This is a genomic window from Bradyrhizobium sp. ISRA430 (genome assembly GCF_029909975.1).
GTDB lineage: Bacteria > Pseudomonadota > Alphaproteobacteria > Rhizobiales > Xanthobacteraceae > Bradyrhizobium.
The window spans coordinates 1,311,071-1,333,952 of the sequence record NZ_CP094516.1; the positions used below are offsets into that span (position 1 = coordinate 1,311,071).

Sequence of the window (22,882 nt, forward strand, 5' to 3'; positions counted from 1 at the left end):
CGGGGGCGAGACAGTGGTTGGGAATTCAGTCCGCTTCGTCTCGCAGCTTCTGGCGTCGCTTTCGCTTCTGATCGCAAGCCCCCTCGCTGCGGATGAGTTCCGTAGCCCATCGCTGTCGGCCCTGCGCGTCGATTGGCGCGCAGCGCTCGACCAACTCCGCACCGAGATCAAGAGCCACCCCCAGATCGCGGGCGACTTCATCTTCGCGCCGCGTCGCTCGGTGCCACGATACGATCCCCGCGCCATGCCGGCGCTAGTGCAGCTCAACGCGATCTCAGGACAATTCTTCACCGGGATCGCGCGCAGCTCCGTCCCCGTGCTACTGCCTTTCGACGCTGCCGCCTACCTTGAGGCGCTGCGCAACGGCGCCGCGCCGAGCCTGGCGCTTGCACGCTACCAAGCCGATTTCAGTCCCGTCGACATGTTCGACGCCGGTCCCGCCGGCTACAGCGCGAGCTTTTCGTTCGAACCCGGCGCCGGCGACGGCATGCCGACCCGGGTATTCGCAAGGCCGGTTGAGGTGCAGATCACCGGCTCCGCGCTCGTCTACGACGTTGCCGATCCCACCGGTGGTAAGGGCGAGCAGGTCAAGCCGCTCGCGGCGCTCTATCCGGATTTGCGCAAGTTCATCCGGGAAGGCTATGTGCGCTACGCCTTCACGCGTTTCGGCGCTGCCTACGTGGTGTCGATCCAGTGCCTCGACAGCGTCGCCAAGCCGCGGCGGCTCGCTTGCAAGGAGGCCTATCCGGTCGCCGAACGGTTTCTGAAGGCGCTACATGTCGCCGGCGGTCAGCGCATCCGGCCGCTGATGGACGTCGCCTCGGATGTCATCGACCGTCCCGCAGAGCGCTCAACGGACTTCAGTTACCGGCCAAGCGGCGACATCGTCCCGAACACCGGTTACCGCAAGCAGGGCGGCCATCGCGACGTGATCGCCTATGCGCAGATCCGATTCCCGCTCGAAAAGGCACCGGCCTTCGTGCGCTCGCAATCGCATGTCAGGCGCGACAAGTCGGACGGTTCAACCGCTTACCCGTGGCGTGACAATTTCTGCGAGTCACGCAGCTTCGAGGTCTGGCAATGCAACGGCGGCCATGGCCATCAGGGCGAGGATATTCGCGCAGCCGGTTGCCCGCCTGCCGGCGAGGGCCGCGAGCGCTGCGATCCGAAGCAGCGGGCGGTGGTCGCGGTACGCGATGCCGTGGTGGTCCGCGGCTCCAAGGACCAAGCCGCAACGCTCGAGGTCAACAGCCGCACAGAGCACATTCGCTTCCGCTACATGCACATGAATCCGCAGACAATGAATGCCGACGGCCTGCTCAACGGCCGCATTGTCACCGAGGGCGAGAAGATCGGCGTCGTCTCGAACTATCTCGATCATCCCGCCGGCACGTCCATGCACCTGCATTTCGACGTCCAGGTGTTCACCCGCGACGGCTGGATCTGGGTCAGTCCTTACGTGACACTGGTCTCGTCCTACGAACGCCTGATCCGCGCCCGCGGCCGCGAGATCGGCCCGGAGATCGCAGGCGCCGCACAACCGGTCGCGCATGCGCTGCCGGACGAGGTGATCAAGCCGGACGTGCGAGAGGGTTCAGGCGGCGAGGAGAATTGAGGGCAGCTCGCATAGGGTTGGCTCTCGCCACGCATTCAGGGTCGTCCCGGCCAAGTGCGCAATTGCGTATGGGGCCGGACGGCGTTGGGGAGGCAGCGCGCAGCGCTACTCCAAATACGTCGTGAGCTGCGCGCCCTCGTCGGCCACAAACACTGCGATCAATTCCGCAGGCTCGGTATTGCTGGCGTTCGCCGAGACCAGATGCGTCGAACCGGGCGGCTCGAAGAAGGATTGGCCGACGCCAAACGTCTCGACCGGACTGCCACCGAGTTGGGAGCGGATCTCGCCCTTGGTGACGTAGGCGGTGACGGATCCCGCGTGACGATGCGGCCGCGAAAACCCGCCGGGGCCGTAGAAGACGCGCACGATAGTGACACGCTTGCCCGGCACGTTCGGCAGCGCATAGGAAGCGATCGGCTCGACCTTGTCGAGCGGCGAGCTCTTGGCGGCCGTGGCACACAGCGGCGCCAATGCTCCGGACACGGCGTCCATCGGCAGCGGCAGCGCCTTGCCGATGGCGAGCGCACAGGCGAGGCCGGCGACGACGGCAAGCGACATCGATCGCGACGGCATTTGCCGCGGAGTCGCGGTCATCATCATTGTTGTCATGGTGACCCCCTCTCCTCGCGATCAGGACGCCGCGGCATTCGCCGCGACCGGCCGCTTTGCCGGCGTCCAGCGATACGCCGCGCCAAACCGGTTCCAGACGTTGATCGAGGCGACCGCCGAAGTCAGATACATCAGCTCGGTCTCGGAGAATTCGCGGCTCGCCTCCGCATACACCTCATCGCTGACGCCATCGGGCAGGAAGGTCAGCGCTTCAGCCCAGGCGAGCGCTGCGCGTTCGCGTGCGGAGAAGATCGGAGCCTCGCGCCAGACCGCGACCAGATTGAGCTTGTCCATGGGCACACCGATGCGCTCCGACAAGAGGATGTGATGCTGCAGGCAAAAGGCGCAGCCGTTGATCTGCGAAGCACGCAGCTTGACGAGTTCGAGGAGCTGCTTGTCGAGGCCGGCCTTGGCTGCGAGCTGGCCGAGCGCGAGCACCAGATCATAGGCGTCGGGCGCAAGGCGCTTGAAATCCTCATATTCGCTGCGGGCGTGTGGCATTTTCGTTCACCTCGTCGTATATAAGCGTCCTTACATCTTATAAGAGCTCTTCTATGCACCGCAAGACGGCTGACGTCACAAGATCGCAACCGGGCCGAAAGGCGACCGCGCGGCGAGACACTCACCGGCCTATCGCCGATGTCCGTGTGCCTGCGCCTGGCGAAGGCAAGCGCGGGGAACAAGGCTATCTCGGCTATCTGCTGCGGCAGGCCCATGCCGCGGTTCGGCTGAAGATGGAACGAACGCTCGCCGATCTCGGCGTGACGTCGCCCCAATTCGCGGTGCTGACCATGCTCAACGCCTATCCCGGCCTGTCGGGCGCCGACGTCGCCCGCCTCACCTTCCTGACGCCGCAGACCGTCGGCGTGATCATTCGCAATCTCGAACGCGACGGCGCGATCGAAATGACGCCCCACCCCGTCCATGGCCGCATCCAGCAGTGGACACTGACGACGCGCGGCGCGACCCTGCTCAAGGCGTGCCGCGAGCGCGTCATCGCGCTGGAGAAGCGCCTCGCCGCAGGCCTGGATTCGAAGGCGGAAACCACGATCCGGCGCTGGCTGTCCAACATTGCAGCCGAATTACAGGAAGAAGATTAGGCGATGAGGACGGCGCCCGCCGCAGGGCCCTATCCGTCCTTCAATGCATTCTTAACCGCGCCGGCGGGCCAGGACTCTCCCGCGGCGATCACCCGCACGCGACTTTGGTCGGCGGAATTCACCAACACATGCGAACTGACCCGATCGTCGATGCGCTCGATGCGCAACTCCGTTTCGGGCTTCCAGCTTAATGTCAGATCGAGATCACCGGGGAAGATCTGCCACCGGGATCCGTCATCGAGTTCAACGACGTGACTCTCTGAATGCGCTCGTATTTTCATCACCCTCCAATTCGCACTGCGTACCGCGCGTGCCTGGGGAATGCAGCAGTGCGACACTTTGTTCCGGGGAACAGGCGCGTTTGGACCTGCCTGTGCTGTGGTGAGCCTGCGCAGGAACTCACCCGCGCGGCCCCCGGGAACCGCCTCACAGCGGCTCCGTTTCCCGCTAGAATGGTCGCATGAAGCAAGCTGATTCCTCGGCCAATCTCACCCGCCGCGCTCTTCTGCAATCCGCAGCAGGCGCAGGCGCCCTGCTCGCCTCACCTGCACGCGTTCTTGCCGCCGCGCCGCCCGGCTTCGACGAGTGGCGCGAGGGCTTCCGCGCGCGCGCGATGGCGAAGGGCATTTCGGCCGCAACGTGGCAGCGCGCGATGGCGCGGGTCGAACCCGACATGAGCGTGTTCAAGCAGATCCGCAACCAGCCCGAATTCAACGAGCAGGTCTGGCAGTACATCAACCGCCGCGTCTCCGACTGGCGCATCATTAACGGCAAGATCGCACTGAAGAACAACGAGGCGCTGTTCGCGCGCATCGAGCGCGATTTCGGCGTCGAGCGCGGCACGCTGCTGGCACTGTGGGGCGTCGAGTCTGCGTATGGCGACCCGCTGGTGCAGCAGAACCACATGAGGCCGGTATTCCCTTCGCTCGCGGCGTTGGCCTGGAACGAGCCGCGGCGAAAGGCTTATTGGGAGACCGAGCTGATCAACGCGCTGCGCATCGTCGACAAAGGCTGGAGCACGCCGGAGGAGATGCGCGGCTCCTGGGCCGGCGCGATGGGGCATTCGCAATGGATGCCCGAGGTCTGGCTCAATGTCGGTATCGACTATGACGGCGACGGCAAGGTGTCGCCGTTCGGCAAGCCCGACGATGCGCTGGGATCGACGGCGAAATATCTCGTCAATCGCGGCAAGTGGCATCGTGGCGAGCATTGGGGCTATGAGGTGCGCGCACCCGGCAATATGAGCGGCAGCCGCACCTACGCGGCCTGGGCGTCAGCCGGCGCCACCCGTGCCGATGGCCAACCGTTCCCGCAGCCGAACGCCTCGGCCCAGATGTGGACACCGGTCGCGGGCGGACCGACGTTCCTGCTGGGACCGAATTTCTACTCAGTGAAGAGCTACAATCCCTCGATGAACTATGCGCTGGCGATCTGCCATCTCGGCGACCGCTGCCTCGGCGCGCCGCCCTTCATCCAGCCTTTCCCCGGCTCCGAGCGCGCACTGACACTCGCCGAAGTGCAGGAAATGCAGACGCGGCTCACCAAGGCCGGCTTCGACACCGGCGGCACCGACGGTCGCGTCGGCAACGACACCATGAAGGCGATCAAGGATTTTCAGCAGAAGGCAGGACTTGCGCCGGCGGATGGCTATGGCGGGCTGAAGGTGCTGGCCAAGCTGCGCCAGGGGTCGTAGAGCTCACTCCCTTCGTCATTCCACATAGCGCAAGTGCGCAATGTGGAATGACGATGTGGGGAATGTAGCGCTTCGGTCTAATGCCGGTACTGCGGCTCTTCCGCATCGAGCTGGCGGCGGATCGCGGCAAGGTGCAACCGCGCGGACTCGGAATCGCCCTCGCGCATCTGCTTGTAGGTCGCAGCCGCAACCGCGGGATCGACGGGCAGCACCTTTCGTCCGGTCGACATCGCCAGCACCTGCACCTCGGCGGCGCGTTCGAGATAGTAGAGGTCGTCCCAGGCCTCTGCGATGGTCGGCGCCAGCACCATCACGCCGTGATGCTTCATGAAGACGATGTCGGCATCGCCGACGGCAGAGGCGATGCGCGCGCCCTCGCGGTTGTCGAGTGCGAGACCGTTGTAGTCGCGGTCCACCGCCGTGCGGCCGTAGAATTTCAGCGCGGTCTGCCCGGCCCAGATCAAGGGATCGCCCTCGGTCATCGACAACGCCGTGGCGTAAGGCATATGCGTGTGGAAGGCCACCTTGGCGCGCGGCAGGCGCTTGTGGATCTCGGCATGGATGTAGAACGCGGTCGCCTCCGGCACGCCCTCGCCGTCGAGCACGTTGCCATGGAAATCGCAGATCAGAAGCTTTGACGCCGTCAGCTCGCGGAAGGCGTAGCCGTAGGGGTTGACGAGGAAGAGGTCGTCATGTCCCGGCACCACCGCGGAGAAATGGTTGCAGATGCCCTCCTCAAAGCCGTTGCGCGCCGCCATCCGGAAACAGGCGGCAAGATCCTCGCGCGCGGTGCGGATCGCGTCGGTGGCGAGATCCGGCCGGTTCGAGCGATGGGGCGCGGGTGAGGAGGCGTGAAGGCTGTGCGCCATGGCGAGGCAAACCTCTTTCGGTCGGAGACATCGGCGTTCTATAGGGCTGGCGCCTGTGCGTCAGCCCCCGCGACCGCCACCCTGCCCTGCATCGATCAGGGCCGCCGCGGCGCGTTGCCGGCGTTCATGCCGCCGTCGATCACCAGCTCGCTGCCGGTGACGTAGCGCGAGGCGTCCGAGGCGAGATACAGCACGCCGCTCGCGATCTCCGCGGCCTGGCCGGCGCGACCCAGCGGCGTTGCAACCCTGGCGCGCTCCTCGGGATCGATCGGCGCGTTGCCCTGGTTGCCGGTGGCGCCGGTCGGGATTTTGCCCCAGATCGGCGTGTCGATGATGCCGGGATGGACCGAGTTCACGCGAATGCCGTCACCGGCCGCCGCACACTCCATCGCGATCGATTTGGCGAACAACCGCACGCCGCCCTTGGTGGCGGAATAGGCCGACAGCCCCGGCGCGCCGCGCAGGCCCGCAAGCGAAGACATCATGATGATCGAGCCGCCGCCGGTCTTGCGCATCAGGGGCAGGCAATGCTTGACCGACAGGAACACGCCGTCGAGGTTGATCGCATTCTGCTTGCGCCAGTCACCGAGCGTCATGTCGACGATCGAGGGCACGGCAATGCCGATGCCAGCATTGGAGACGAGAATATCGAGACGGCCATAGCGCTTCGCGATGTCGGCGACGACCTCCGCCCAGCGCTCCTCGCTGGTGACGTCCTGCTCCAAAAAGATCGCCCTGCCGCCAGCCTTGGCGATACGGCTTGCGAGGTCCGGTCCCCTGAGCTCGTCGATGTCGGTGATGACGACGGTTGCGCCCTCGCGCGCGAACAGCTCGGCGATCGCTTCACCGATGCCGGAGGCGCCGCCCGTCACCAATGCGACCTTGCCCTCAACCTGCCCTGCCATGTTCACTCCCGTTTTTTGTTGTTTGCGGAGGTCATCTAATCACGGACGGGCCCTGGTCCGGTAGCGCGACATCGATGACGCGAAACTGCACGCGCTCGGCGCCCTGGTAGCGGTCGACCGACAGCGAGCCCGCGACATGCAATTGCTGGCCGCGGTTGGCCACGAGCGCATTGCCGAGCTTCTGGCCGACAGAGCGGAACGCGATGCCGTTGACGATCGCGCCGTCACCGGATTTGAATCGCAGGCGCAAATGCGCCTGGCCGACCTCGTCGGCATAGACGAGCTGGTGCGCCGGCAGCGCCAGCACGGCTTCCGGATTGCCGCTGCCGAAGGGACCGGCGCGGTTAAGCGTGGTCGCAAGCTCCGGCGTCACCGCGCGCGCGGAGACCGCACCGTCGATATAGAGCTCGTTGACGTGGCGCGCTTCCGCAACGTCGTGCGCCAGCGCGTTCTCGAGATAGGCGCGGAATTCGGCGAGCTTCTCTTTTCGTAGCGTCACGCCCGCGGCCATCGCGTGACCGCCGCCCTTGAGCAGGATGCCGTCGGCGACAGCCTGCCGCACCGCCTTGCCGAGATCAACGCCGGCGATCGAGCGCCCCGAGCCGGTGCCGATGCCGCCGGGCTCGAGCGCAATCGCAAAGGCCGGTCGCGAGAATTTTTCTTTCAGGCGGGAGGCGACGAGACCGACCACACCGGGATGCCAGCCTTCGGAGGCCGTGACGACGACGCCGAGCTTGTCCTCGAACCCGATCGAAGCCAGCGCCTCGGCTTCGGCCTGGGCTTCGGCGGCCTGCTCGATGAGGCGGCGCTCGCTGTTGAGGCGGTCGAGTTCGGCCGCGATCCGCGCGGCCTCGACGCTGTCACCTTCGAGCAGGAGCCGCACACCGAGATCGGCGCGGCCGATGCGGCCGCCGGCATTGATGCGCGGCCCCAGCATGAAGCCGAGATGCCAGGCCTCCGGCGGGCCGTTGAGCCGCGCCACATCCATCAGCGCGGTATGGCCGACATGATCGCGCCGCCGCATCGCAATCAGCCCCTTGGCGACGAAGGCGCGATTCAGCCCGATCAGCGGCGCGACGTCGGCGACCGTGCCGAGCGCGACGTGATGCAGCATGCCGAGCAGATCCGGCTCGGGCATCTCCGCGCTCCAGAAGCCGCGCTGGCGCAGCTCGCGATTGACCGCGACCAACGTCACCAGCACGAGCCCGACGGCTGCGAGGTGGCCGAGCCCGGAGAGATCATCGGGGCGGTTCGGATTGACCAGCGCGTCGACTTCGGGAAGATCGAGGCCGCATTGATGGTGATCGATCACGACCACGGACAGGCCGAGCCGCTTGGCCTCGGCCAGTGGTTCGATGCTGGTGGTGCCGCAGTCGACGGTGACCAGCAGCGTGGCGCCCTTCGCGGCCAGCGCACGAACAGCCTCGACGTTCGGGCCGTACCCCTCGAAGATGCGGTCGGGAATGTGGATCAGTGGATCGAGCCCGCAATGACGCAGGTGCCAGGCCAGCAGCGCCGCCGAGGTTGCGCCATCGACATCGTAGTCGCCGAAGATCGCGACCTTCTCAGCCTTAGCGGCTGCATCGGCGATGCGCTTGGCGGCGGCTTCCATCTCCGTCACGGTGAAGGGATCGGGCAGCAGCTTGCGGATGGTCGGGTCGAGGAAGTCGGTGACGGCGTCGATGTCGACGCCGCGCCCGGCCAGCACCCGCGCAAGCAGCTCCGGAAGCTGGTGGCGCTGCACGATGGCGAGCGCCCTCGCCGCGCCGCGGGCGTCCAGCCGGTCCAGCCAGAGCTTGTCGGTGAGCGAGCGCGCGACGCCAAGAAACGCCTGGGGCATTTCGACGGGCAAGGCGGTGGCGGGCGGCGTCATGATTCGAATGTGTTCGAGCGGTCTGGTAGGAACAGCGGCGCGAGCGGCCGCCTTGGATCAGAGGATTCGCCGGGAATCTTCGGCAATTTGCAATCTCGACGCCTCAGAAAGCGGTGGATTGCCGAATTCCTGAGCGACCTGACTATCATTTGAGCAGCCGCGCCGACAGCAAATTAAGTGGGCGTTAGGCGGAATCTTCGAGAAAGACTCGCATTCGATCTGTAATTTGTTGTTCCGCGTTCGTTGCAGGTCAGACCTCATTGCCAAGGGAAATCCCCGATGTCTGCTGCGCTGAGTCTGAAGGCCAAGCCGATTGCGAACGGAACTACCGAACTCAACGACGATGATTCCGACATCTCCGCGCTGATCAATCGCCTGACCGCCGAGGTCAACCAGATCGCGGTCGACAAGACCAAGTCGATCCAGCAGATCACCAACCAAATGAAGATGCTGGCGCTGAACGCGCTGATCGAGAGCTCCCGTGCCGGCGCGCAAGGCGCGGGCTTCGCCGTGGTGGCGCAGGAGGTGCGCGGCGTCGGCCAGCAGGTCGAGACCATCGCGCGCGAACTCGAGACCCAGCTCACCAAACGCACCGGTGATCTCGTCGCCTCGATCGAGCGGATGAGCCAACGCTCGCGCGGCGAGCGCATGGTCGATCTGTCGCTCAACGCCATCGAGCTGATCGACCGCAACCTCTATGAGCGCACCTGCGACGTGCGCTGGTGGGCGACCGATTCCGCCGTGGTCGATTGCGCGGCCTCGCCGGGCACGGCTGCGGTCACCCACGCCTCGCAGCGCCTGGGCGTGATCCTTGGTGCCTACACCGTCTATCTCGACCTCTGGCTCTGCGACCTCGAAGGCAACGTCATCGCCAACGGCCGCGCCGACCGCTTTCGCGTGGTCGGCCAGAACGTCGCCGGCACGAAGTGGTTTCGCGAGGCGCGCTCCTTGCGCTCCGGCGACGACTATGTCGCAGGCGACGTCGAGATCCAGCCGTTGCTCGGCAATGCGCAGGTCGCAACCTACTGCGCCAGCGTGCGTGCCGGCGGCCAGGCCAATGGTGCGCCGATCGGCGTGCTCGCCATCCATTTCGACTGGGAGCCGCAGGCCCGTGCCATCGTCCAGGGCGTGCGCGTCGGCGACGGCGACAAGGCGCGCGTGCTGCTGGTCGACTCGCATTTGCGCGTGATCGCGGCCTCCGACGGCCAGGGCATCTTGAGCGAGCGCCTCGCGCTGTCGCTCAACGGACAGCGCTCCGGCTTCTATTACGACCGCTCGGGTGCGCTGGTCGCCTTCCATGCGACGCCCGGCTACGAGACCTATCGGGGGCTCGGTTGGTACGGGGTAATCGTCTGCGGGGCGTGAGGTCTAAGCCGGACCGAAAATCGGACCGGTCCGGGGAGTCCCAACCAAAAATCTGAAAAACAACCCCATGCAAAGTAGCGCGGGGCTGCTTTGCACGACGCTTTGTGCTCAGCCCAACCGTTTGACACGTCGGGCAAAACAGCGGCAACCTGCAATGATTGCGTAGTCCGCCAGCTTGGCCGTTGGCTCATGCCCGATGGCGGCGGATGGGATCAGACGATTGGACAGCCCAACCGTCAACGCACTTGCTCGCCGCAGCTACATGACCTGAGGATCATGGCCCCGCGCTGCACAGCGCAGAGCGTGCGCCGACCACGCAAACATCAGCTCTGCGGGAGTTCGCCAAAGACCTCGACCAGGCGAAAGCGCTCGCACATGAGCATCATGTCCTCGCTGAATCGTCCGAGCCGGCCGAAATAGGTCCGATGCGCGCTACGCCAATAGGCCAAGCTCCGGTCGCCTTCTCCCTCATCAAACGCAAAGTCGGCATCAACCTCATCGAAGCGCCGATACGTCACCTCGCTGGTTTCGATGACACAGCGCGGCACTCCACGTCCGTCGAGCACGACCCAGCGCTCGCTGGGCGTGGAGGTGTTCGGCTCGTCCTCTGTGCTGCAAGTCGCGGTCTTGATGCCCTTGATGACAAGGTCAAGTAGTTCATCTGCAAGCGCGGGACTGTCGCCGAAGGCGAACGATCGCAGGTGTTGATAGCGCTCAGGGACCGGCTCGCTCATGGTTTGCCAAGCTTCCAGATCATCTCACACAGCGACGCAATGGTCGCATCGCTTTAGGTCGAGCCGATCTCTCGGTCGACGTCACGGTATTCGGCAGACGTCCGGATGCAACAACGGCGCGTCCTTGACCCAGACCTTGGCGCCCTCAGGCCCGGAGACGGCACGCAGCGCTTCGCCAGCCGGCAGGCGGATCCAGCCTTGCGACGTCAGCATCTGATCGCCGATCGACAGGCTGCCCGCGACAACGAGCGCTTCGAGCCCGCGTGGATTTTCGATCATGATCGTCCTGCCGGGCGTCCAGCTCTCGATGCGCACATTCTCGAAGCCATCGTCGAACAATTCGATCGCGCTCGCCGCTCCCGATGTCGACGCTATTGGACGACCTTGCGCCGGCCGCCGCACTATCTGCTCGCGATCGCCGTCCCGGAATTGCCAAAGCCGGACGAAGATCGTGCAACCGTCCTTGGATGCGGGAACGTGCGAGGTTCCCGGAGGGTTGCGGAAGTAGCTGCCCGCCGGATAGTCGCCATGTTCGTCCTGGAAGACGCCGTCGAGAACCACGATCTCCTCGCCGCCGCCGTGAGTATGACGGGGGAACGCGCTACGCGGCGCATACCGCACGATCGACGTGGCGCGCGCCACCTCGTCGCCGATGCGGAACAGCATGCGGCGCTCGACACCCGGGGCTGGGCTTGGTTTCCACGGGAGCTGTGCGGCATGCACGATAACCGGAACCGTCAGATCGTCATTGATGCGCATTGCCTTTCTCCGTCATGGTCAACACCATTCTGAACTTGGCTTGGCCGGACCTCATCCGCGCGACTGCCGCCGCGGCTCTCTCCAATGGCATGGTCTCGATGCACGGAGGTACACCCGCGAGCACGCTGAAATCCAGCGTCTTCTCGTTTTCGAAGGGCGTGCCGGTCATCGCCACCAAGATGTTGCGCTCGCCCACGACGAGATGTCCCGCAGATACGGACAGTGTGTCCCTCCCTGCGTGCAACAGCACCAATCGTCCCTACGGCGCGAGAACACCCCTGAGGGCTGCGACTGCCGCGCAGGGCATCGACATCGGGGTACGTTATGGCGCCGGGGTATGGCCGGGGCTGACGGATCAGAAGCTCATGGTGCAGGAGATAACTCCGGTCTGCGCACCGACGCTCTTACGGGCGATTGCGCGCACCAGCCGACCTGGCCGGCCAAATGCTCGTTCATGATGTGTCGGTGGATGCACGCGCTGGCTTCGCGACATGGAGCACCTGGCTCAAGCAGGCGAAGCGCCGGATGTCGCGACGAAACGGGGGTTGCGGTCAACAATTCGGCCGCTGTGCTGCAAGCCGTTCCATGGCGCGATCGTTGAAACCAAGACCGCGCGCTTTGGTTCTTCCCTTACGGTCCGGCCCGTGCGACGCCTCGCCTCGGACCGTGCGTTTCAGCGTCATCTCGAGCTCTCGTATGACCAAGACGACCCGCTTCAACATCCTCTATGCCATCGCCGCAATTTTCGTGGTCTTGTTCATCCAGTATTTCGTTGCGACGGCGAGCCGGATCGCCGTAATCCCCTACAGCGAATACCAGCAGCTTCTGCGCCAGGATAAGGTCGAAAGCGTCGCTATCTCGGATCGCACATTGCAGGGCACGCTGAAGGAGCCCCTGCCCGGCGGACAGAAGCAGTTCGTGACGACACGTGTCGATCAGGACATCGCCCAGGACCTTGACAAGCACAACGTCCGCTTCACCGGCCAGATCGAGAGCACCCTGTTCCGCGATCTTCTGTCCTGGGCTATGCCAGCGCTGCTGTTCTTCGGCTTGTGGTGGTACATCGGCCGCCGCGTTGCCGAAGGCGGCGGGCTTGGCGGCGGACTAATGCAGATCGGCAAGAGCAAGGCCAAGATCTACGTCGAATCCAATACCGGGGTCACTTTTGCCGACGTTGCCGGCGTCGATGAAGCGAAAGATGAACTCCGCGAGGTCGTCGATTTCCTGAAAGCCCCCACCGATTATGGCCGGCTTGGCGGGCGCATGCCGAAGGGCGTCCTGCTGGTCGGGCCACCGGGCACGGGCAAGACCCTGCTCGCGAAGGCGGTTGCGGGCGAAGCGAAAGTGCCGTTCTTCTCGATCTCGGGTTCCGAGTTCGTGGAAATGTTCGTCGGGGTCGGTGCGGCGCGCGTCCGCGACCTGTTCCAGCAGGCACACGAAAAGGCGCCCGCGATTATCTTCATCGACGAGCTTGATGCGCTTGGCCGCGCCCGCGGTCTCGGCCCGTTCGCCGGCGGCCACGACGAGAAGGAGCAGACGCTCAACCAGCTATTGGCCGAGCTCGACGGTTTCGATTCACGCTCGGGCCTTGTGATCCTGGCCGCGACCAACCGGCCCGAAATCCTCGATCCCGCCCTGCTCCGCGCCGGCCGCTTTGATCGCCAGGTGCTGGTCGATCGTCCCGACAAGAGGGGCCGTGTCGACATCCTCAAGGTGCACATGGCGAAGGTGCGAGTGGAGCACGACGTCGATCCGGAGACGGTGGCCGCCCTGACGCCGGGGTTCACCGGCGCCGACCTCGCCAATCTGGTCAACGAGGCGGCGCTGCTCGCGACGCGTCGTCGGGCAGCGGCCGTCGGCATCAGCGACTTCAACAATGCGGTCGAGCGCATGGTCGCAGGACTCGAGAAGCGCAATCGCTTGCTCAATCCCAGAGAACGCGAGATCGTCGCCTATCACGAGATGGGTCACGCGCTGCTCGCACTGTCGTTGCCGGGCGTCGATCCCGTGCACAAGATCTCGATCATTCCGCGCGGCGTCGGTGCGCTTGGCTATACTATTCAGCGCCCCATCGAGGACCGCTTCCTGATGACAAAGGAAGAGTTGGAGAACAAGATGGCGGTTCTGCTCGGCGGCCGCGCCGCAGAGTTGATCGTGTTCGGGCATCTCTCCACCGGAGCGGCCGACGATCTGCGTCGCGTCACCGATATCGCCCGCAGCATGGTGACACGCTACGGCATGTCGGAGAAGCTTGGCGGCATCGCTTACGAGCGCGATCCCGGCAATTTCCTGGCAAGCACAGATCGACCCTACCCGGTTCGGGAGCGGGATTACGCGGAGGAGACGGCCGCGGCCGTCGACCGCGAGGTGAGAGCCATCGTGGACCATGTCTTCCAGCGCACCCAGGCCGTCTTGACCAAGCAGCGGTCGATCCTCGACCGTGCGGCGAACAAGCTGCTCGAGAAAGAAACGCTGGAGCAAAGCGATATCGACGCGCTCGTCCGGGAGATGCCCAGGGAAGGCCTGCGGGCAGTCTAGAGGTCTTCCGCAGGCCCGGTCGCGCACGACCGCGCTGATCCATCACTTCCGATACTGCTCGTCGCCGACCTTCTCCATCCAGTCGACGTTCTTGCCGCCGAGCGATTCCTGGATGGCGATGTGCATCATTGCCGTGGTCGGCGAGGCGCCGTGCCAGTGCTTCAATCCCGGCGGAAACCATACGACGTCGCCCGGCCGGACCTCCTCGATTGGACCGCCCTCGCGCTGCACCCAGCCAAGGCCCGCCGTGATGATCAGCGTCTGCCCGAGCGGATGCGTATGCCAGGCCGTGCGGGCGCCCGGTTCGAACGTAACTTGACCGGCGCCCACGCGGGCAGGATCCGGGGCCTGGAACAGCGGGTCGATGCGGACCGTGCCAGTGAACCAATCGTCCGGGCCCTTCTGGGACGGCCGCGATCCGTTTCGCTTGATGTCGATGTCCATGTGAAACTCCTTCTGCGCGTCACGCGAGACCCTCGCCCGACAAACTCCGACCGTTGCGGCAGCGCTGCCGCATATGAGCACGCCCCTGCGTGTGATCATCGCAACACGCCGTTCAGCGCGGACGCTTCTCGATGACGTCCTTGACGACCGCGGCCGCGGAGAACGCATTGGGCCAGCCGGCATAGAAGGCAAGATGGCCGAGCACCTCGCCGGCCTCCTCCCTGGTCAATCCGTTGTCCATCGCCCGGTTCAGATGGTAGGTGATCTGCGCGACCTGGCCGGTCGCGATGAGAGCGCTCACTGTGACCAAACTGCGATCGCGCGGAGCAAGAGCAGGCCTCAGCCAGAGATCCCGGAACAGCACGTCGGTCGTGTACTGGACGAGGCTCGGTGTGATCTGCCCGAACTGCTCTCCGACACGGCTCGCCCGCTGCTTCTCCGCCGCTTCATCCAGCGGAAGCTGCGGTCCCGATGCCGGCGGGAGCTGATCGGCCCCGATGTTGCGGCTCTTGAAGACGTCCCTGGCCGCCGGGATCGCATCCATCGCGTTGGCCCAACCGGTATAGAACGCGAGATGCGTGATGATCTCCGAGATCTCCGCCGGCTTCACGCCATTGTCGAGTGCGACAGCGAGATAGTACGGCAGCTCGACGGTCTGATTGCGCGCGATAAGCGCAGCGACCGTGACGATGCTGCGGTCTCGAGGCGAGAGGCCAGGTCGTTTCCAGAGATCGCCCTGAACAATTTTCTGCGCGTAGTTCTCGAGCCCGGGCGCGACCGCGCCGATATCTTCCGACTTCGACATGCGATTTGCTCCTTCGATGGGTGGCTGGTCCGCGGCGGCCGCGCCGCCGGCGATCAGGCAGAACGAAATCAAGGCCGCTGCAAGCAGTCTCATTGCGGCAATACCTCCACAGTTTCGGGATACGCCATCAGCCACCAAGCGACGAGCGCGGCGCAGAGCACGGTCAGGGCGCTGGCGAGAAACACGACATTCAGCCTTGCACCGGTCGCAAGCAGTCCAAGCGCGGGACTCGCCAGACCCTGGGCGAAGTCGAGAAAGGCGGTGTAGGCTCCCATGGCCAGACCGCGGCTTTGTGCCGGCACGCGGCGCACCGCTTCGACGCCGAAGCCCGGATAGACCAACGAGAAACCGAAGCCGGTGAGCGCGGCGCCCGCCAACGCCATCTCGGGCCGGACGGCCAGCCAGATCAGCGCCTGGCCGATGGCTTCGATCACCGCGCAGACCAGCGCGACCTTCGCACCGCCGACCGCGTCGGCCACGTGACTGAAGAATACACGCGCCAGGATAAAGGCGACCGCATACGCTGTGTAGGCGAGCCATCCGTCGGCCCATCCGCGGTGCGCGAACAGCAGCGCGACGAATGTGGTCACCGCCCCGAAGCCTACGCTGCCGAGCGCCGAGCCGAGGCCGGGCACCCATACCGCGCCGATCACCTTGGCGAACGAGAGGCGCGCGTGCTGCACCGGAGCGACCGACGGAAGCCACACAACGACCAGCAGCGTAAGCAGCGGAGCAGCCACGGTCGCGGCCGCAATCGCCGCAAAGCCGTAAGCGGCGTAGAGCGCGGCGCCGGCCGGCGCGCCAATCGCAAAGGCCGCGAACATTGCCGATCCCACCCAGGCGATGACCTTGCCCGTGCTGCCGGTATCGGCGAGCGCCAATCCCCAGCTCACCGCTGCCGTGATGATGAAGCTCTCCGCCCCGCCGAGCAAACCGCGCCCCAGCAGGAGGATAGCGGCCGATACCAGCGGGGCCGCAGTGAAGCCGAGCGAGAGCAGGTACAGGAGCCCGGAGACCGAGGCCGCCAGCAGACCAGCGACCACACCGTGCTTCGCCCCCCGGCTGTCCGAGAAGTGGCCCGCCCAGGGTCGCGAGACCAGCGACGCTGCAAACTGACTGCCCGCGACAAGGCCGACCATGAACGTGCCCAGCCCCAATCCGTCGTGCACGTGGAGCGGAAGGACCGGCATCGCGACGCCGATGACGAGAAAGGCGACGAAGACCACTGCCATGATCGGCAGCAAATTCGCTGACGTGCGGGGGCCCGCGGCCGGCTCCTGCAAGGCTGTTACCGACATGCGAGTTCAAAACCCATGTCGGATCGGCCGATAGGCTGCGTCGAACCCGCTGCTTGCTGCCGTCTCGTGGTTGATCGCTTTGGTCATCGGTCTTGGCCCTTCAATGAGACGGCATTGCCGTTGGCTGACCCGAACCTAGGACTTCCGCTCGCGCGCGATTAGGTGATAGATTTCGCATGTAGTCATTAGCATGGCTTATCAATGCATCGGGACGACGCGAGCGACCTCCTCGCCTTTCTCGCGGTTGCGAGGGAACGCAGCTTTACGCGCGCCGCCGCGAAGCTCGGCATGACGCAGTCCGCCTTGAGCCAGATCATCAGACATCTGGAGGAGCGGCTCGGCGTGAGGCTGCTGAACCGGACGACGCGCAGCGTCACACCCACTCAGGCCGGAGAACGCCTGTTCCTGAGCATCGGACCCAAGTTCAACGAAATGGACCTGGAACTTGCCGCGCTCAGCGAGCTCCGCGAGAAGCCGGCCGGGACCGTTCGCCTCACGGCGACGGAGCATGCCGCCGCGGAGATTCTGCTGCCTGCGCTTGGCAAGATCCTGCCGAAATATCCCGACATTCACGTCGAGGTGATCATCGACTATGGGCTCACCAACATCGTTGCCCAGCAAGTCGACGCAGGCATTCGTCCCGGCGAACTCGTTGCCAAGGATATGATAGCCGTGCGGGTCAGCCCCGACCTACGAATGGCCGTGGTGGGCTCGCCTTCCTACTTCGCCGAGCGCAAGCGGCCCAAGACTCCTCAAGACCTGACGAGCCACAACTGCCTCAACCTTCGCCTGCCGACGCATGGCGGCAGCCTCTACGCGTGGGAGTTCGAAAAGAACGGGCGCGAGCTCAACGTGCGCGTCGAAGGGCAGCTCGTATTCAACAGTGCAGGCCTCCTCCTGGAAGGCGCGCTCAAGGGCTTCGGCCTCGCCTATCTCACGGAGAGCCATGTGCAATCTCACCTCGCGCAAGGCCGCTTGGTGCGGGTTCTCTCGGACTGGTGTCCGCCATTCTCGGGATATCATCTCTACTATCCCAGCCGGCGCCAGGTTTCGCCGGCCTTCTCGCTGCTGGTCGACGCTCTTCGATATCATGGGAAATAACAGGGACCGGTGGCATGCTCGACGTTCGCACGAACATCCAGGCAACATGGATCGTTGCTGCATCGCAACGGACCGTCTGGAGCATTTTCCGGCAAGGAACGCCCGTTCCAGGCAAGAGCTTGCCCCAATGCGGCTCTAGACTGCGCTTCGCTTCAGGAGAGCGTGAGCATCAGTTGGTTCTGATCATCTCACGCCCGCAAAATGCTGAGGAGATATGCCATGAAGATTGTCGTGATCGGTGGGACCGGGTTGATCGGATCCAAGCTCGTGGCGAAGCTCAATCAGCAGGGCCACGAGGCCGTGGCGGCCTCGCCAAGATCGGGCGTAAATGCCGTGACCGGCGAAGGCCTCGCTGAGGCGCTGGCCGGCGCAGATGTTGTCGTCGACGTGGCCAACGCGCCGTCCTGGGAGCCTGCCGCCGTACTAGAATTCTTCGAGCTGTCGAGCCAAAATCTCGGCGCGGCCGAGGCCGCAGCCGCCGTTGGACATCACGTGGCGCTGTCGATCGTGGGGACCGATCGGTCGCCCGACATCGCCTATTTTCGTGCCAAGCTCGCCCAGGAGACCATCGTCAAGGCATCTCCGGTGCCCTACTCGATCGTCCGTGCCACCCAGTTCTTTGAGTTCCTCGGCGCCATCGCCGAATCGGGCGCGGTTGGCCGCAATATCGTCGTTCCATCGGCGCTGTTTCAGCCGATCGCGGCCGACGACGTGGTTGATTGCCTCGCAGACATAGCAACGGGCCGGCCGCTGAATGGCACGATCGATATCGCAGGACCCGAGAAGGCTCCCTTCAATGAATTCGTCGCGCGTCGCCTGAAAGCGGCCGGCGACGGCCGCCTGGTGGTTGGAGAGCCCAGCGCCCAGTACTACGGCGCACCCGTTGACGACACGTCGCTGATCCCGCTCGGCGAGGCGCGTCTCGGCAAAACGCCGCTCGCCACATGGCTCGCGCGGGTCTGAGGGTCCGCGCTCCCGGGATTCACGGCAGACAAGGCAATGAAGGGTGTCACATGCGCGGATTGCTGATCGTAATGGCGGTTTGTACCGCCTCTTTCCTGACGGCACGGGCAGCCGAGACGCAGCCAGCAGCGCCGTCGGCCAAGATAACGGTGGTGTTTGACCAGGCGCTGCCGAATGTCCCGGGCAAGAGCATGAAGGGCGTGCTGGTCGAGTATGGTCCCGGCGGCTCCTCGCCGGCCCACATCCACGCGCGCTCTGCATTCATCTATGCCACCGTCTTGGAAGGAGCGATCCGCAGTCAGGTCAATGACGAGCCCGCCAAGGTCTTTCGCAAGGGCGAGAACTTCTTCGAGAAGCCTGGCGACCGCCATGCCATCAGCGCCAATGCCAGCGATACCGAGCCGGCGAAGCTGCTTGCCGTGTTCGTGGTCGATACGAACGACAAGGAGCTAACGACGCCCCTGTCGAAGTAGCGCCGGATCCGCATGCGGCAGCCCATCATCCAAGCCCCTCGACGAATGCAACCGGCGTACCTTTCGCGACACTGCCCGCGACACGTTCGGCGTCCCAATTGGTAAGCCGCACGCAACCGTGAGATTCCGCCTTGGAAATCTTGCCAGGCGACGGCGTCCCGTGAATGCCGTAGCCTTCGGCGGACAGGTTGATCCAGACCGTGCCGACCGGATTGTTCGGACCGGGCTTGATGATGAAGGGCCTGCGGGAACGGACGTCCTTGAAATGATAAGCGGGATTGTAGCGATAGCGCGGATTGCGGCTGATCTCCGTGACCTTCAGGGTGCCCGAGGGCGACGGCTTCTCTTCGCTTCCCACGGTCGCCGGATAGAATCCGATCAGCGCATTCGACTTGTCGAACAGCTTCACCGTCTGCCGGTTCTTGTCGATCTCGACCCTATCGGCCTTGGCAGGCGCACCGCTTCCGCTGGCGGTGTCCACCACGACGATGCTGTCGCCGGCGCGATCGAAGCGGCGCCCGGGGTTGAACGCCGACAATAGCTGCTCGCTCATGTGAAACTTCTCGGCCAATGCTTCGCGCGGACTTGTGAAGGCGAGCTTCGGGATGTTCTTCATGTCCTCCATCTTCGAGGGAAGCTTGCGCAGGAACGGGCCCGCGACATCGTGCTCGGTGATGGTGTAGGTCGCCGTCACCGGCCGGTCGTCCGCCGCTAGCGCCTTCCAGACGTCCTCCGTCAAAGCGTCCGAGCTCGGCAACTGCTGCGCTTCCGCATAGGCCCGCAGCGCCTTCTTCGCGTTCTCTCCGAACCTGCCGTCGATCTCACCGGGCGAGAAGTGCGCCCGATCCAAGAGAACCTGCAGCCGCACCCCCGCCGGGGTCGGCTTCTCGTTCGACAGGGTCTTCTTCGATGGCTGGGCGGAATTGATGGCGTCCGCGGTCATCTCGGCGGCGAGCGCAGGCGTGGTCGTCAGGGCGAAGATCAGAAGGATACAGATCTGCCGGGCGCGGTAGACGGACCAATTCGTCGCCGTTCGTAAGAGGCCGTCGTCGACCATGTTCGAGCTCCGAGGTGGAGACGTTCATCGGGATGGCAACTCGCCTCGACGGCGGAAGTTTCCAGTTCTTCCCGAAAGGCGCAAAACCTCGGCGCGCGGCGGGCGCAGCTATCGCGCATGCGCCCGCTCCATTCCTGCCAATCAGGCCACGCGACGCGCGGCCATCTCCGCTGCGAGCAGCACTGCGGCGCGGCTCGCGCCGATCGAGGCGGTCCCCTGCCCTGCAATGTCATAGGCGGTGCCGTGCGCCGGCGTGCAGATCGGAAACGGAAAGCCGCCGAGCAGGGTCACGCCGCGATCGAAGCCCATTAGCTTCATCGCGATCTGGCCCTGGTCATGATACATCGTCAGCACCGCATCGAAGGCGCCGTTTTTCGCGCGCAGAAACACGGTGTCGGCGGGAAACGGCCCCTCGGCGGCGATACCCTCGCGCTGGCCGGCCGCGACCGCCGGCGCAATGATGTCGATCTCCTCGCGGCCGAAATTGCCGCCGTCGCCGGCGTGCGGATTGAGCCCCGCGACCGCGATGCGCGGCTGCGCAAAGCCCGCATTGCGCATACAGAAATCGGTCAGCTTGAGCGCGCGGTGGATGCGTTCGCTGGACAGCCGCGCGGCAACGTCCTTGAGCGGGATGTGCGAGGTGACCCGCGCATTCCAGAGCTGACCGAGCACGTTGAATTCGCTTGCCGCAGTCTTGAGCCCGGCGACTTCCGCGGAGAATGCGATCTCGTCGTCATAGTCGGCGCGGGCAAGCCGCATCGCCTGCTTGTTGAAAGGGGTGAAGCAAACGGCGTCGACGCGCCCGTCCCGACCGAGCTCGAGCGCATGGCGATAGTTGGCGAGCGCAAAGCGGCCGCCGGCAAGGCTCGCCGTTCCCCGCTCGATCTCGGCCGGATCAAGATGGCCGAGATCAACGAACAGCGCCTCGCCCTCGGCCGCGCGAAAATCGTCTCGCTGCCTCACCGTCTTCAACTCGGGCTTCACACCCGCAACGCGCGCTCCCTCGTCGAAGATGCGGCGGTCACCGATCACGACAAGCCGACTGCGGGCACGGATGTCGTCCTGCGCCACCAGTTTCGCCGTCAGCTCCGGGCTGATGCCGGCGGGGTCTCCCATTGCCAATGCAATGAGCGGCTTTGCTGTCATATGATCACCTTCTCCTGGCTTGTCGTCTCGGCAGCGGGGGATGCGGGCTTGCGCCAGAGACGTGTAAGCTGCAACGCGAGCGGAAGCAGCAACAGGGCGATGCCGGCCACGATCAGGCACGTCACCAGCCGGTTTGCAAAGAAGATCCCGAGCGATCCCTTGGACATCAGCATCGACTGCCGGAACGCATCCTCAGCCTTGTCGCCGATGACGATCGCGAGCACGAGCGGCGCCAGCGGATAGAACAGCTTCTTGAAGAGATAGCCGACGATCCCGAAGCCGAGCATCATGACAACATCGAGATAGGAGTTCGACACAGAATAGGCGCCGACGACGCAGATGATCACAATCAGGGGCGCGATGACCACGAAGGGAATTCGCATCAGGGCGGCGAAGATCGGAACGGTCAACAGCACCAGCGCGACGGCGACGATGTTGCCGACATACATCGAGGCGATCAGGCCCCAGACGAAGTCTTTCTGGTCGACGAACAGCATCGGCCCGGGATTGAGGCCCCAGATCATCAGTCCGCCCATCATCACGGCCGCGGTGGCCGAGCCGGGAATGCCGAGCGAGAGCATCGGCAGTAGTGCGCTGGTGCCCGCGGCATGATCGGCCGTCTCAGGCGAGATGATGCCTTCGATCTCGCCGGTGCCGAAATGCCGGCCGCGGCGCGAGAAGCGGCGGGCGATGCCGTAGCTCATGAAGGATGCCGCGGTCGGGCCGCCCGGCGTGATCCCCATCCAGCAGCCGATGGCAGCGCTCCGCAGCAGCGCAACGCCATGCCGCGGCAGGCGGGCGACCGCGCGAAACACCTCGCCCCAGTCGATCTTCGATGAGACCGCGCGGGCATGAACCTCCTCCTCGACCGCGACCAGGAGCTCGCCGATGCCGAACAGGCCCATCACGGCAACGACGAAATTCACGCCCTTGACCAGCTCGTCGATGCCCATGGTGAGGCGCACGCTGCCGGACACGGTGTCGATGCCAATCGCGGCGATCGCAAAGCCGATGGCGAGCGCCACCACGGTCTTGATCGGCGCCGCGCCGCCCATGCCGACGAAGCTTGCGAAGGCGAGGAAATACACCGCGAAATATTCCGGCGGTCCAAAGGCGAGCGCGACCTGTGCCACCCAGGATGCGAGGAAGGTGATCAGGATGACGCCGATCAGCGCGCCGAACGCGGCCGAGCCGAAGGCGGTGGCGAGCGCCGTGGTCGGCCGGCCGTCGCGCGCCATCGGATAGCCGTCGAAGGTGGTTGCGACCGACGACGGCTCCCCGGGGATGTTGAACAGGATCGAGGTCACCGAGCCGCCAAACAGCGCGCCCCAATACATGCTGGAAAGCAGGATGATCGCCGACACCGGCTGCATGCCGAAGGTCAGCGGCAGGAGCAGCGACACCCCATTCGGCGCGCCCAGTCCCGGCAGCACGCCGACGAGAATGCCGAGCAGCACGCCGACCGCCATCAGGACCAGATGCGGAGCGGTGATCGCGATCGTGAAGCCGTGCAGGAGTTCCTGGAGATTGTCCAT

At 64.9% G+C, this 22,882-nt stretch carries 23 protein-coding genes; 8 read left to right on the plus strand and 15 right to left on the minus strand.

Annotated elements, in window-relative coordinates; translation table 11 throughout:
• Positions 1-13: 13 nt before the first annotated feature.
• Positions 14-1,615 carry a M23 family peptidase gene (locus MTX21_RS06770; protein WP_280964045.1) on the plus strand — a complete coding sequence of 534 codons (1,602 nt, stop codon included), beginning with the start codon at positions 14-16 and terminating at the stop codon, positions 1,613-1,615.
• A 105-nt stretch (positions 1,616-1,720) separates the two neighbouring features.
• Here the strand turns inward: MTX21_RS06770 and MTX21_RS06775 are convergent, their stop codons facing one another.
• Positions 1,721-2,224: a cupin domain-containing protein gene (locus MTX21_RS06775; protein ID WP_280964046.1), complete on the minus strand. Its 504-nt coding sequence runs from the start codon at positions 2,222-2,224 to the stop codon at positions 1,721-1,723.
• Positions 2,225-2,245: 21 nt separating this feature from the next.
• Positions 2,246-2,725 (minus strand): carboxymuconolactone decarboxylase family protein, encoded by a 480-nt coding sequence (locus MTX21_RS06780; RefSeq protein WP_280964047.1) that lies wholly within the window; start codon positions 2,723-2,725, stop codon positions 2,246-2,248.
• Positions 2,726-2,778: 53 nt separating this feature from the next.
• Between MTX21_RS06780 and MTX21_RS06785 the strand changes: the two genes are divergently transcribed.
• A complete protein-coding gene (locus tag MTX21_RS06785; protein ID WP_280964048.1) occupies positions 2,779-3,324 on the plus strand; it encodes a MarR family winged helix-turn-helix transcriptional regulator in 546 nt (181 codons plus the stop codon).
• 29 nt (positions 3,325-3,353) lie between these two features.
• Here MTX21_RS06785 and MTX21_RS06790 read toward each other — a convergent pair whose 3' ends face one another.
• Positions 3,354-3,605, minus strand: coding sequence for a hypothetical protein (locus tag MTX21_RS06790; protein ID WP_280964049.1), 252 nt, complete (start codon positions 3,603-3,605; stop codon positions 3,354-3,356).
• Between the two features lie 179 nt (positions 3,606-3,784).
• Here MTX21_RS06790 and MTX21_RS06795 point away from each other — a divergent pair, with 179 nt between their 5' ends.
• Positions 3,785-5,017: a lytic murein transglycosylase gene (locus MTX21_RS06795; RefSeq protein ID WP_280964050.1), complete on the plus strand. Its 1,233-nt coding sequence runs from the start codon at positions 3,785-3,787 to the stop codon at positions 5,015-5,017.
• Between the two features lie 77 nt (positions 5,018-5,094).
• Here the strand turns inward: MTX21_RS06795 and MTX21_RS06800 are convergent, their stop codons facing one another.
• The 3 genes from MTX21_RS06800 to recJ all read right to left on the minus strand — a co-directional run bounded on the left by MTX21_RS06800 (position 5,095) and on the right by recJ (position 8,664).
• On the minus strand, positions 5,095-5,886 hold the full coding sequence (locus MTX21_RS06800; protein ID WP_280964051.1) for an aldolase: 792 nt from the start codon (positions 5,884-5,886) through the stop codon (positions 5,095-5,097).
• Between the two features lie 95 nt (positions 5,887-5,981).
• Complete coding sequence (locus MTX21_RS06805; RefSeq protein WP_280964052.1) at positions 5,982-6,791, minus strand: glucose 1-dehydrogenase; 810 nt, start codon at positions 6,789-6,791, stop codon at positions 5,982-5,984.
• A 31-nt stretch (positions 6,792-6,822) separates the two neighbouring features.
• Positions 6,823-8,664: a single-stranded-DNA-specific exonuclease RecJ gene (gene recJ, locus MTX21_RS06810; protein ID WP_280964053.1), complete on the minus strand. Its 1,842-nt coding sequence runs from the start codon at positions 8,662-8,664 to the stop codon at positions 6,823-6,825.
• 279 nt (positions 8,665-8,943) lie between these two features.
• Between recJ and MTX21_RS06815 the strand changes: the two genes are divergently transcribed.
• Positions 8,944-10,029 carry a methyl-accepting chemotaxis protein gene (locus tag MTX21_RS06815; RefSeq protein ID WP_280964054.1) on the plus strand — a complete coding sequence of 362 codons (1,086 nt, stop codon included), beginning with the start codon at positions 8,944-8,946 and terminating at the stop codon, positions 10,027-10,029.
• Positions 10,030-10,352: 323 nt separating this feature from the next.
• On the opposite strand, the gene MTX21_RS06820 is transcribed toward MTX21_RS06815, so the two are convergent.
• The 3 genes from MTX21_RS06820 to MTX21_RS06830 all read right to left on the minus strand — a co-directional run bounded on the left by MTX21_RS06820 (position 10,353) and on the right by MTX21_RS06830 (position 11,718).
• On the minus strand, positions 10,353-10,763 hold the full coding sequence (locus tag MTX21_RS06820; RefSeq protein ID WP_280964055.1) for an ASCH domain-containing protein: 411 nt from the start codon (positions 10,761-10,763) through the stop codon (positions 10,353-10,355).
• A gap of 81 nt (positions 10,764-10,844) precedes the next feature.
• Positions 10,845-11,522 (minus strand): cupin domain-containing protein, encoded by a 678-nt coding sequence (locus tag MTX21_RS06825; protein ID WP_280964056.1) that lies wholly within the window; start codon positions 11,520-11,522, stop codon positions 10,845-10,847.
• Positions 11,509-11,718 (minus strand): hypothetical protein, encoded by a 210-nt coding sequence (locus tag MTX21_RS06830; protein ID WP_280964057.1) that lies wholly within the window; start codon positions 11,716-11,718, stop codon positions 11,509-11,511. The genes MTX21_RS06825 and MTX21_RS06830 overlap by 14 nt, the downstream gene beginning before the upstream one ends.
• A gap of 500 nt (positions 11,719-12,218) precedes the next feature.
• On the opposite strand from MTX21_RS06830, the gene ftsH reads away from it, so the two are divergent.
• Entirely contained in the window at positions 12,219-14,060 is a 1,842-nt protein-coding gene (gene ftsH, locus MTX21_RS06835; protein WP_280964058.1) for an ATP-dependent zinc metalloprotease FtsH, read from the plus strand.
• A 42-nt stretch (positions 14,061-14,102) separates the two neighbouring features.
• Here ftsH and MTX21_RS06840 read toward each other — a convergent pair whose 3' ends face one another.
• From MTX21_RS06840 to MTX21_RS06850, 3 genes are all read right to left on the minus strand, one after another.
• Positions 14,103-14,498, minus strand: a complete 396-nt coding sequence (locus tag MTX21_RS06840) for a cupin domain-containing protein (protein WP_280970990.1) — start codon at positions 14,496-14,498, stop codon at positions 14,103-14,105.
• Positions 14,499-14,616: 118 nt separating this feature from the next.
• The gene (locus tag MTX21_RS06845) at positions 14,617-15,402 is read right to left on the minus strand and encodes a carboxymuconolactone decarboxylase family protein (RefSeq protein ID WP_280964059.1); all 786 of its coding nucleotides are present in this window, start codon (positions 15,400-15,402) and stop codon (positions 14,617-14,619) included.
• On the minus strand, positions 15,399-16,607 hold the full coding sequence (locus MTX21_RS06850; protein WP_280964060.1) for an arabinose transporter: 1,209 nt from the start codon (positions 16,605-16,607) through the stop codon (positions 15,399-15,401). The genes MTX21_RS06845 and MTX21_RS06850 overlap by 4 nt, the downstream gene beginning before the upstream one ends.
• Positions 16,608-16,808: 201 nt before the next feature.
• On the opposite strand from MTX21_RS06850, the gene MTX21_RS06855 reads away from it, so the two are divergent.
• The 3 genes from MTX21_RS06855 (at position 16,809) to MTX21_RS06865 (ending at position 19,144) form a co-directional block, all read left to right on the plus strand.
• Entirely contained in the window at positions 16,809-17,708 is a 900-nt protein-coding gene (locus MTX21_RS06855) for a LysR family transcriptional regulator (RefSeq protein ID WP_280964061.1), read from the plus strand.
• A 219-nt stretch (positions 17,709-17,927) separates the two neighbouring features.
• Entirely contained in the window at positions 17,928-18,671 is a 744-nt protein-coding gene (locus MTX21_RS06860; protein WP_280964062.1) for an SDR family oxidoreductase, read from the plus strand.
• Between the two features lie 50 nt (positions 18,672-18,721).
• Positions 18,722-19,144, plus strand: a complete 423-nt coding sequence (locus MTX21_RS06865; RefSeq protein ID WP_280964063.1) for a cupin domain-containing protein — start codon at positions 18,722-18,724, stop codon at positions 19,142-19,144.
• Between the two features lie 25 nt (positions 19,145-19,169).
• On the opposite strand, the gene MTX21_RS06870 is transcribed toward MTX21_RS06865, so the two are convergent.
• The 3 genes from MTX21_RS06870 to MTX21_RS06880 form a co-directional block, all read right to left on the minus strand.
• A complete protein-coding gene (locus MTX21_RS06870) occupies positions 19,170-20,201 on the minus strand; it encodes a L,D-transpeptidase family protein (protein ID WP_280964064.1) in 1,032 nt (343 codons plus the stop codon).
• A gap of 141 nt (positions 20,202-20,342) precedes the next feature.
• Positions 20,343-21,347 (minus strand): 4-hydroxythreonine-4-phosphate dehydrogenase PdxA, encoded by a 1,005-nt coding sequence (locus MTX21_RS06875; protein ID WP_280964065.1) that lies wholly within the window; start codon positions 21,345-21,347, stop codon positions 20,343-20,345.
• A complete protein-coding gene (locus MTX21_RS06880) occupies positions 21,344-22,882 on the minus strand; it encodes a tripartite tricarboxylate transporter permease (RefSeq protein WP_280964066.1) in 1,539 nt (512 codons plus the stop codon). The genes MTX21_RS06875 and MTX21_RS06880 overlap by 4 nt, the downstream gene beginning before the upstream one ends.

What these genes read in the sequence shown, in the direction of transcription:
- MTX21_RS06825 (WP_280964056.1), bottom strand. Translation starts at nt 11,522, where the DNA reads ATGCGCATCAATGACGATCTGACGGTTCCGGTTATCGTGCATGCCGCA.
- MTX21_RS06785 (WP_280964048.1), top strand. Translation starts at nt 2,779, where the DNA reads ATGCACCGCAAGACGGCTGACGTCACAAGATCGCAACCGGGCCGAAAG.
- MTX21_RS06850 (WP_280964060.1), bottom strand. Translation starts at nt 16,607, where the DNA reads ATGTCGGTAACAGCCTTGCAGGAGCCGGCCGCGGGCCCCCGCACGTCA.
- MTX21_RS06880 (WP_280964066.1), bottom strand. Translation starts at nt 22,882, where the DNA reads ATGGACAATCTCCAGGAACTCCTGCACGGCTTCACGATCGCGATCACC.
- MTX21_RS06845 (WP_280964059.1), bottom strand. Translation starts at nt 15,402, where the DNA reads ATGAGACTGCTTGCAGCGGCCTTGATTTCGTTCTGCCTGATCGCCGGC.
- MTX21_RS06875 (WP_280964065.1), bottom strand. Translation starts at nt 21,347, where the DNA reads ATGACAGCAAAGCCGCTCATTGCATTGGCAATGGGAGACCCCGCCGGC.
- MTX21_RS06800 (WP_280964051.1), bottom strand. Translation starts at nt 5,886, where the DNA reads ATGGCGCACAGCCTTCACGCCTCCTCACCCGCGCCCCATCGCTCGAAC.
- MTX21_RS06865 (WP_280964063.1), top strand. Translation starts at nt 18,722, where the DNA reads ATGCGCGGATTGCTGATCGTAATGGCGGTTTGTACCGCCTCTTTCCTG.
- MTX21_RS06795 (WP_280964050.1), top strand. Translation starts at nt 3,785, where the DNA reads ATGAAGCAAGCTGATTCCTCGGCCAATCTCACCCGCCGCGCTCTTCTG.
- MTX21_RS06815 (WP_280964054.1), top strand. Translation starts at nt 8,944, where the DNA reads ATGTCTGCTGCGCTGAGTCTGAAGGCCAAGCCGATTGCGAACGGAACT.
- MTX21_RS06870 (WP_280964064.1), bottom strand. Translation starts at nt 20,201, where the DNA reads ATGGTCGACGACGGCCTCTTACGAACGGCGACGAATTGGTCCGTCTAC.
- MTX21_RS06790 (WP_280964049.1), bottom strand. Translation starts at nt 3,605, where the DNA reads ATGAAAATACGAGCGCATTCAGAGAGTCACGTCGTTGAACTCGATGAC.
- ftsH (WP_280964058.1), top strand. Translation starts at nt 12,219, where the DNA reads ATGACCAAGACGACCCGCTTCAACATCCTCTATGCCATCGCCGCAATT.
- MTX21_RS06860 (WP_280964062.1), top strand. Translation starts at nt 17,928, where the DNA reads ATGAAGATTGTCGTGATCGGTGGGACCGGGTTGATCGGATCCAAGCTC.
- MTX21_RS06820 (WP_280964055.1), bottom strand. Translation starts at nt 10,763, where the DNA reads ATGAGCGAGCCGGTCCCTGAGCGCTATCAACACCTGCGATCGTTCGCC.
- MTX21_RS06855 (WP_280964061.1), top strand. Translation starts at nt 16,809, where the DNA reads ATGCATCGGGACGACGCGAGCGACCTCCTCGCCTTTCTCGCGGTTGCG.
- MTX21_RS06780 (WP_280964047.1), bottom strand. Translation starts at nt 2,725, where the DNA reads ATGCCACACGCCCGCAGCGAATATGAGGATTTCAAGCGCCTTGCGCCC.
- MTX21_RS06775 (WP_280964046.1), bottom strand. Translation starts at nt 2,224, where the DNA reads ATGACAACAATGATGATGACCGCGACTCCGCGGCAAATGCCGTCGCGA.
- recJ (WP_280964053.1), bottom strand. Translation starts at nt 8,664, where the DNA reads ATGACGCCGCCCGCCACCGCCTTGCCCGTCGAAATGCCCCAGGCGTTT.
- MTX21_RS06805 (WP_280964052.1), bottom strand. Translation starts at nt 6,791, where the DNA reads ATGGCAGGGCAGGTTGAGGGCAAGGTCGCATTGGTGACGGGCGGCGCC.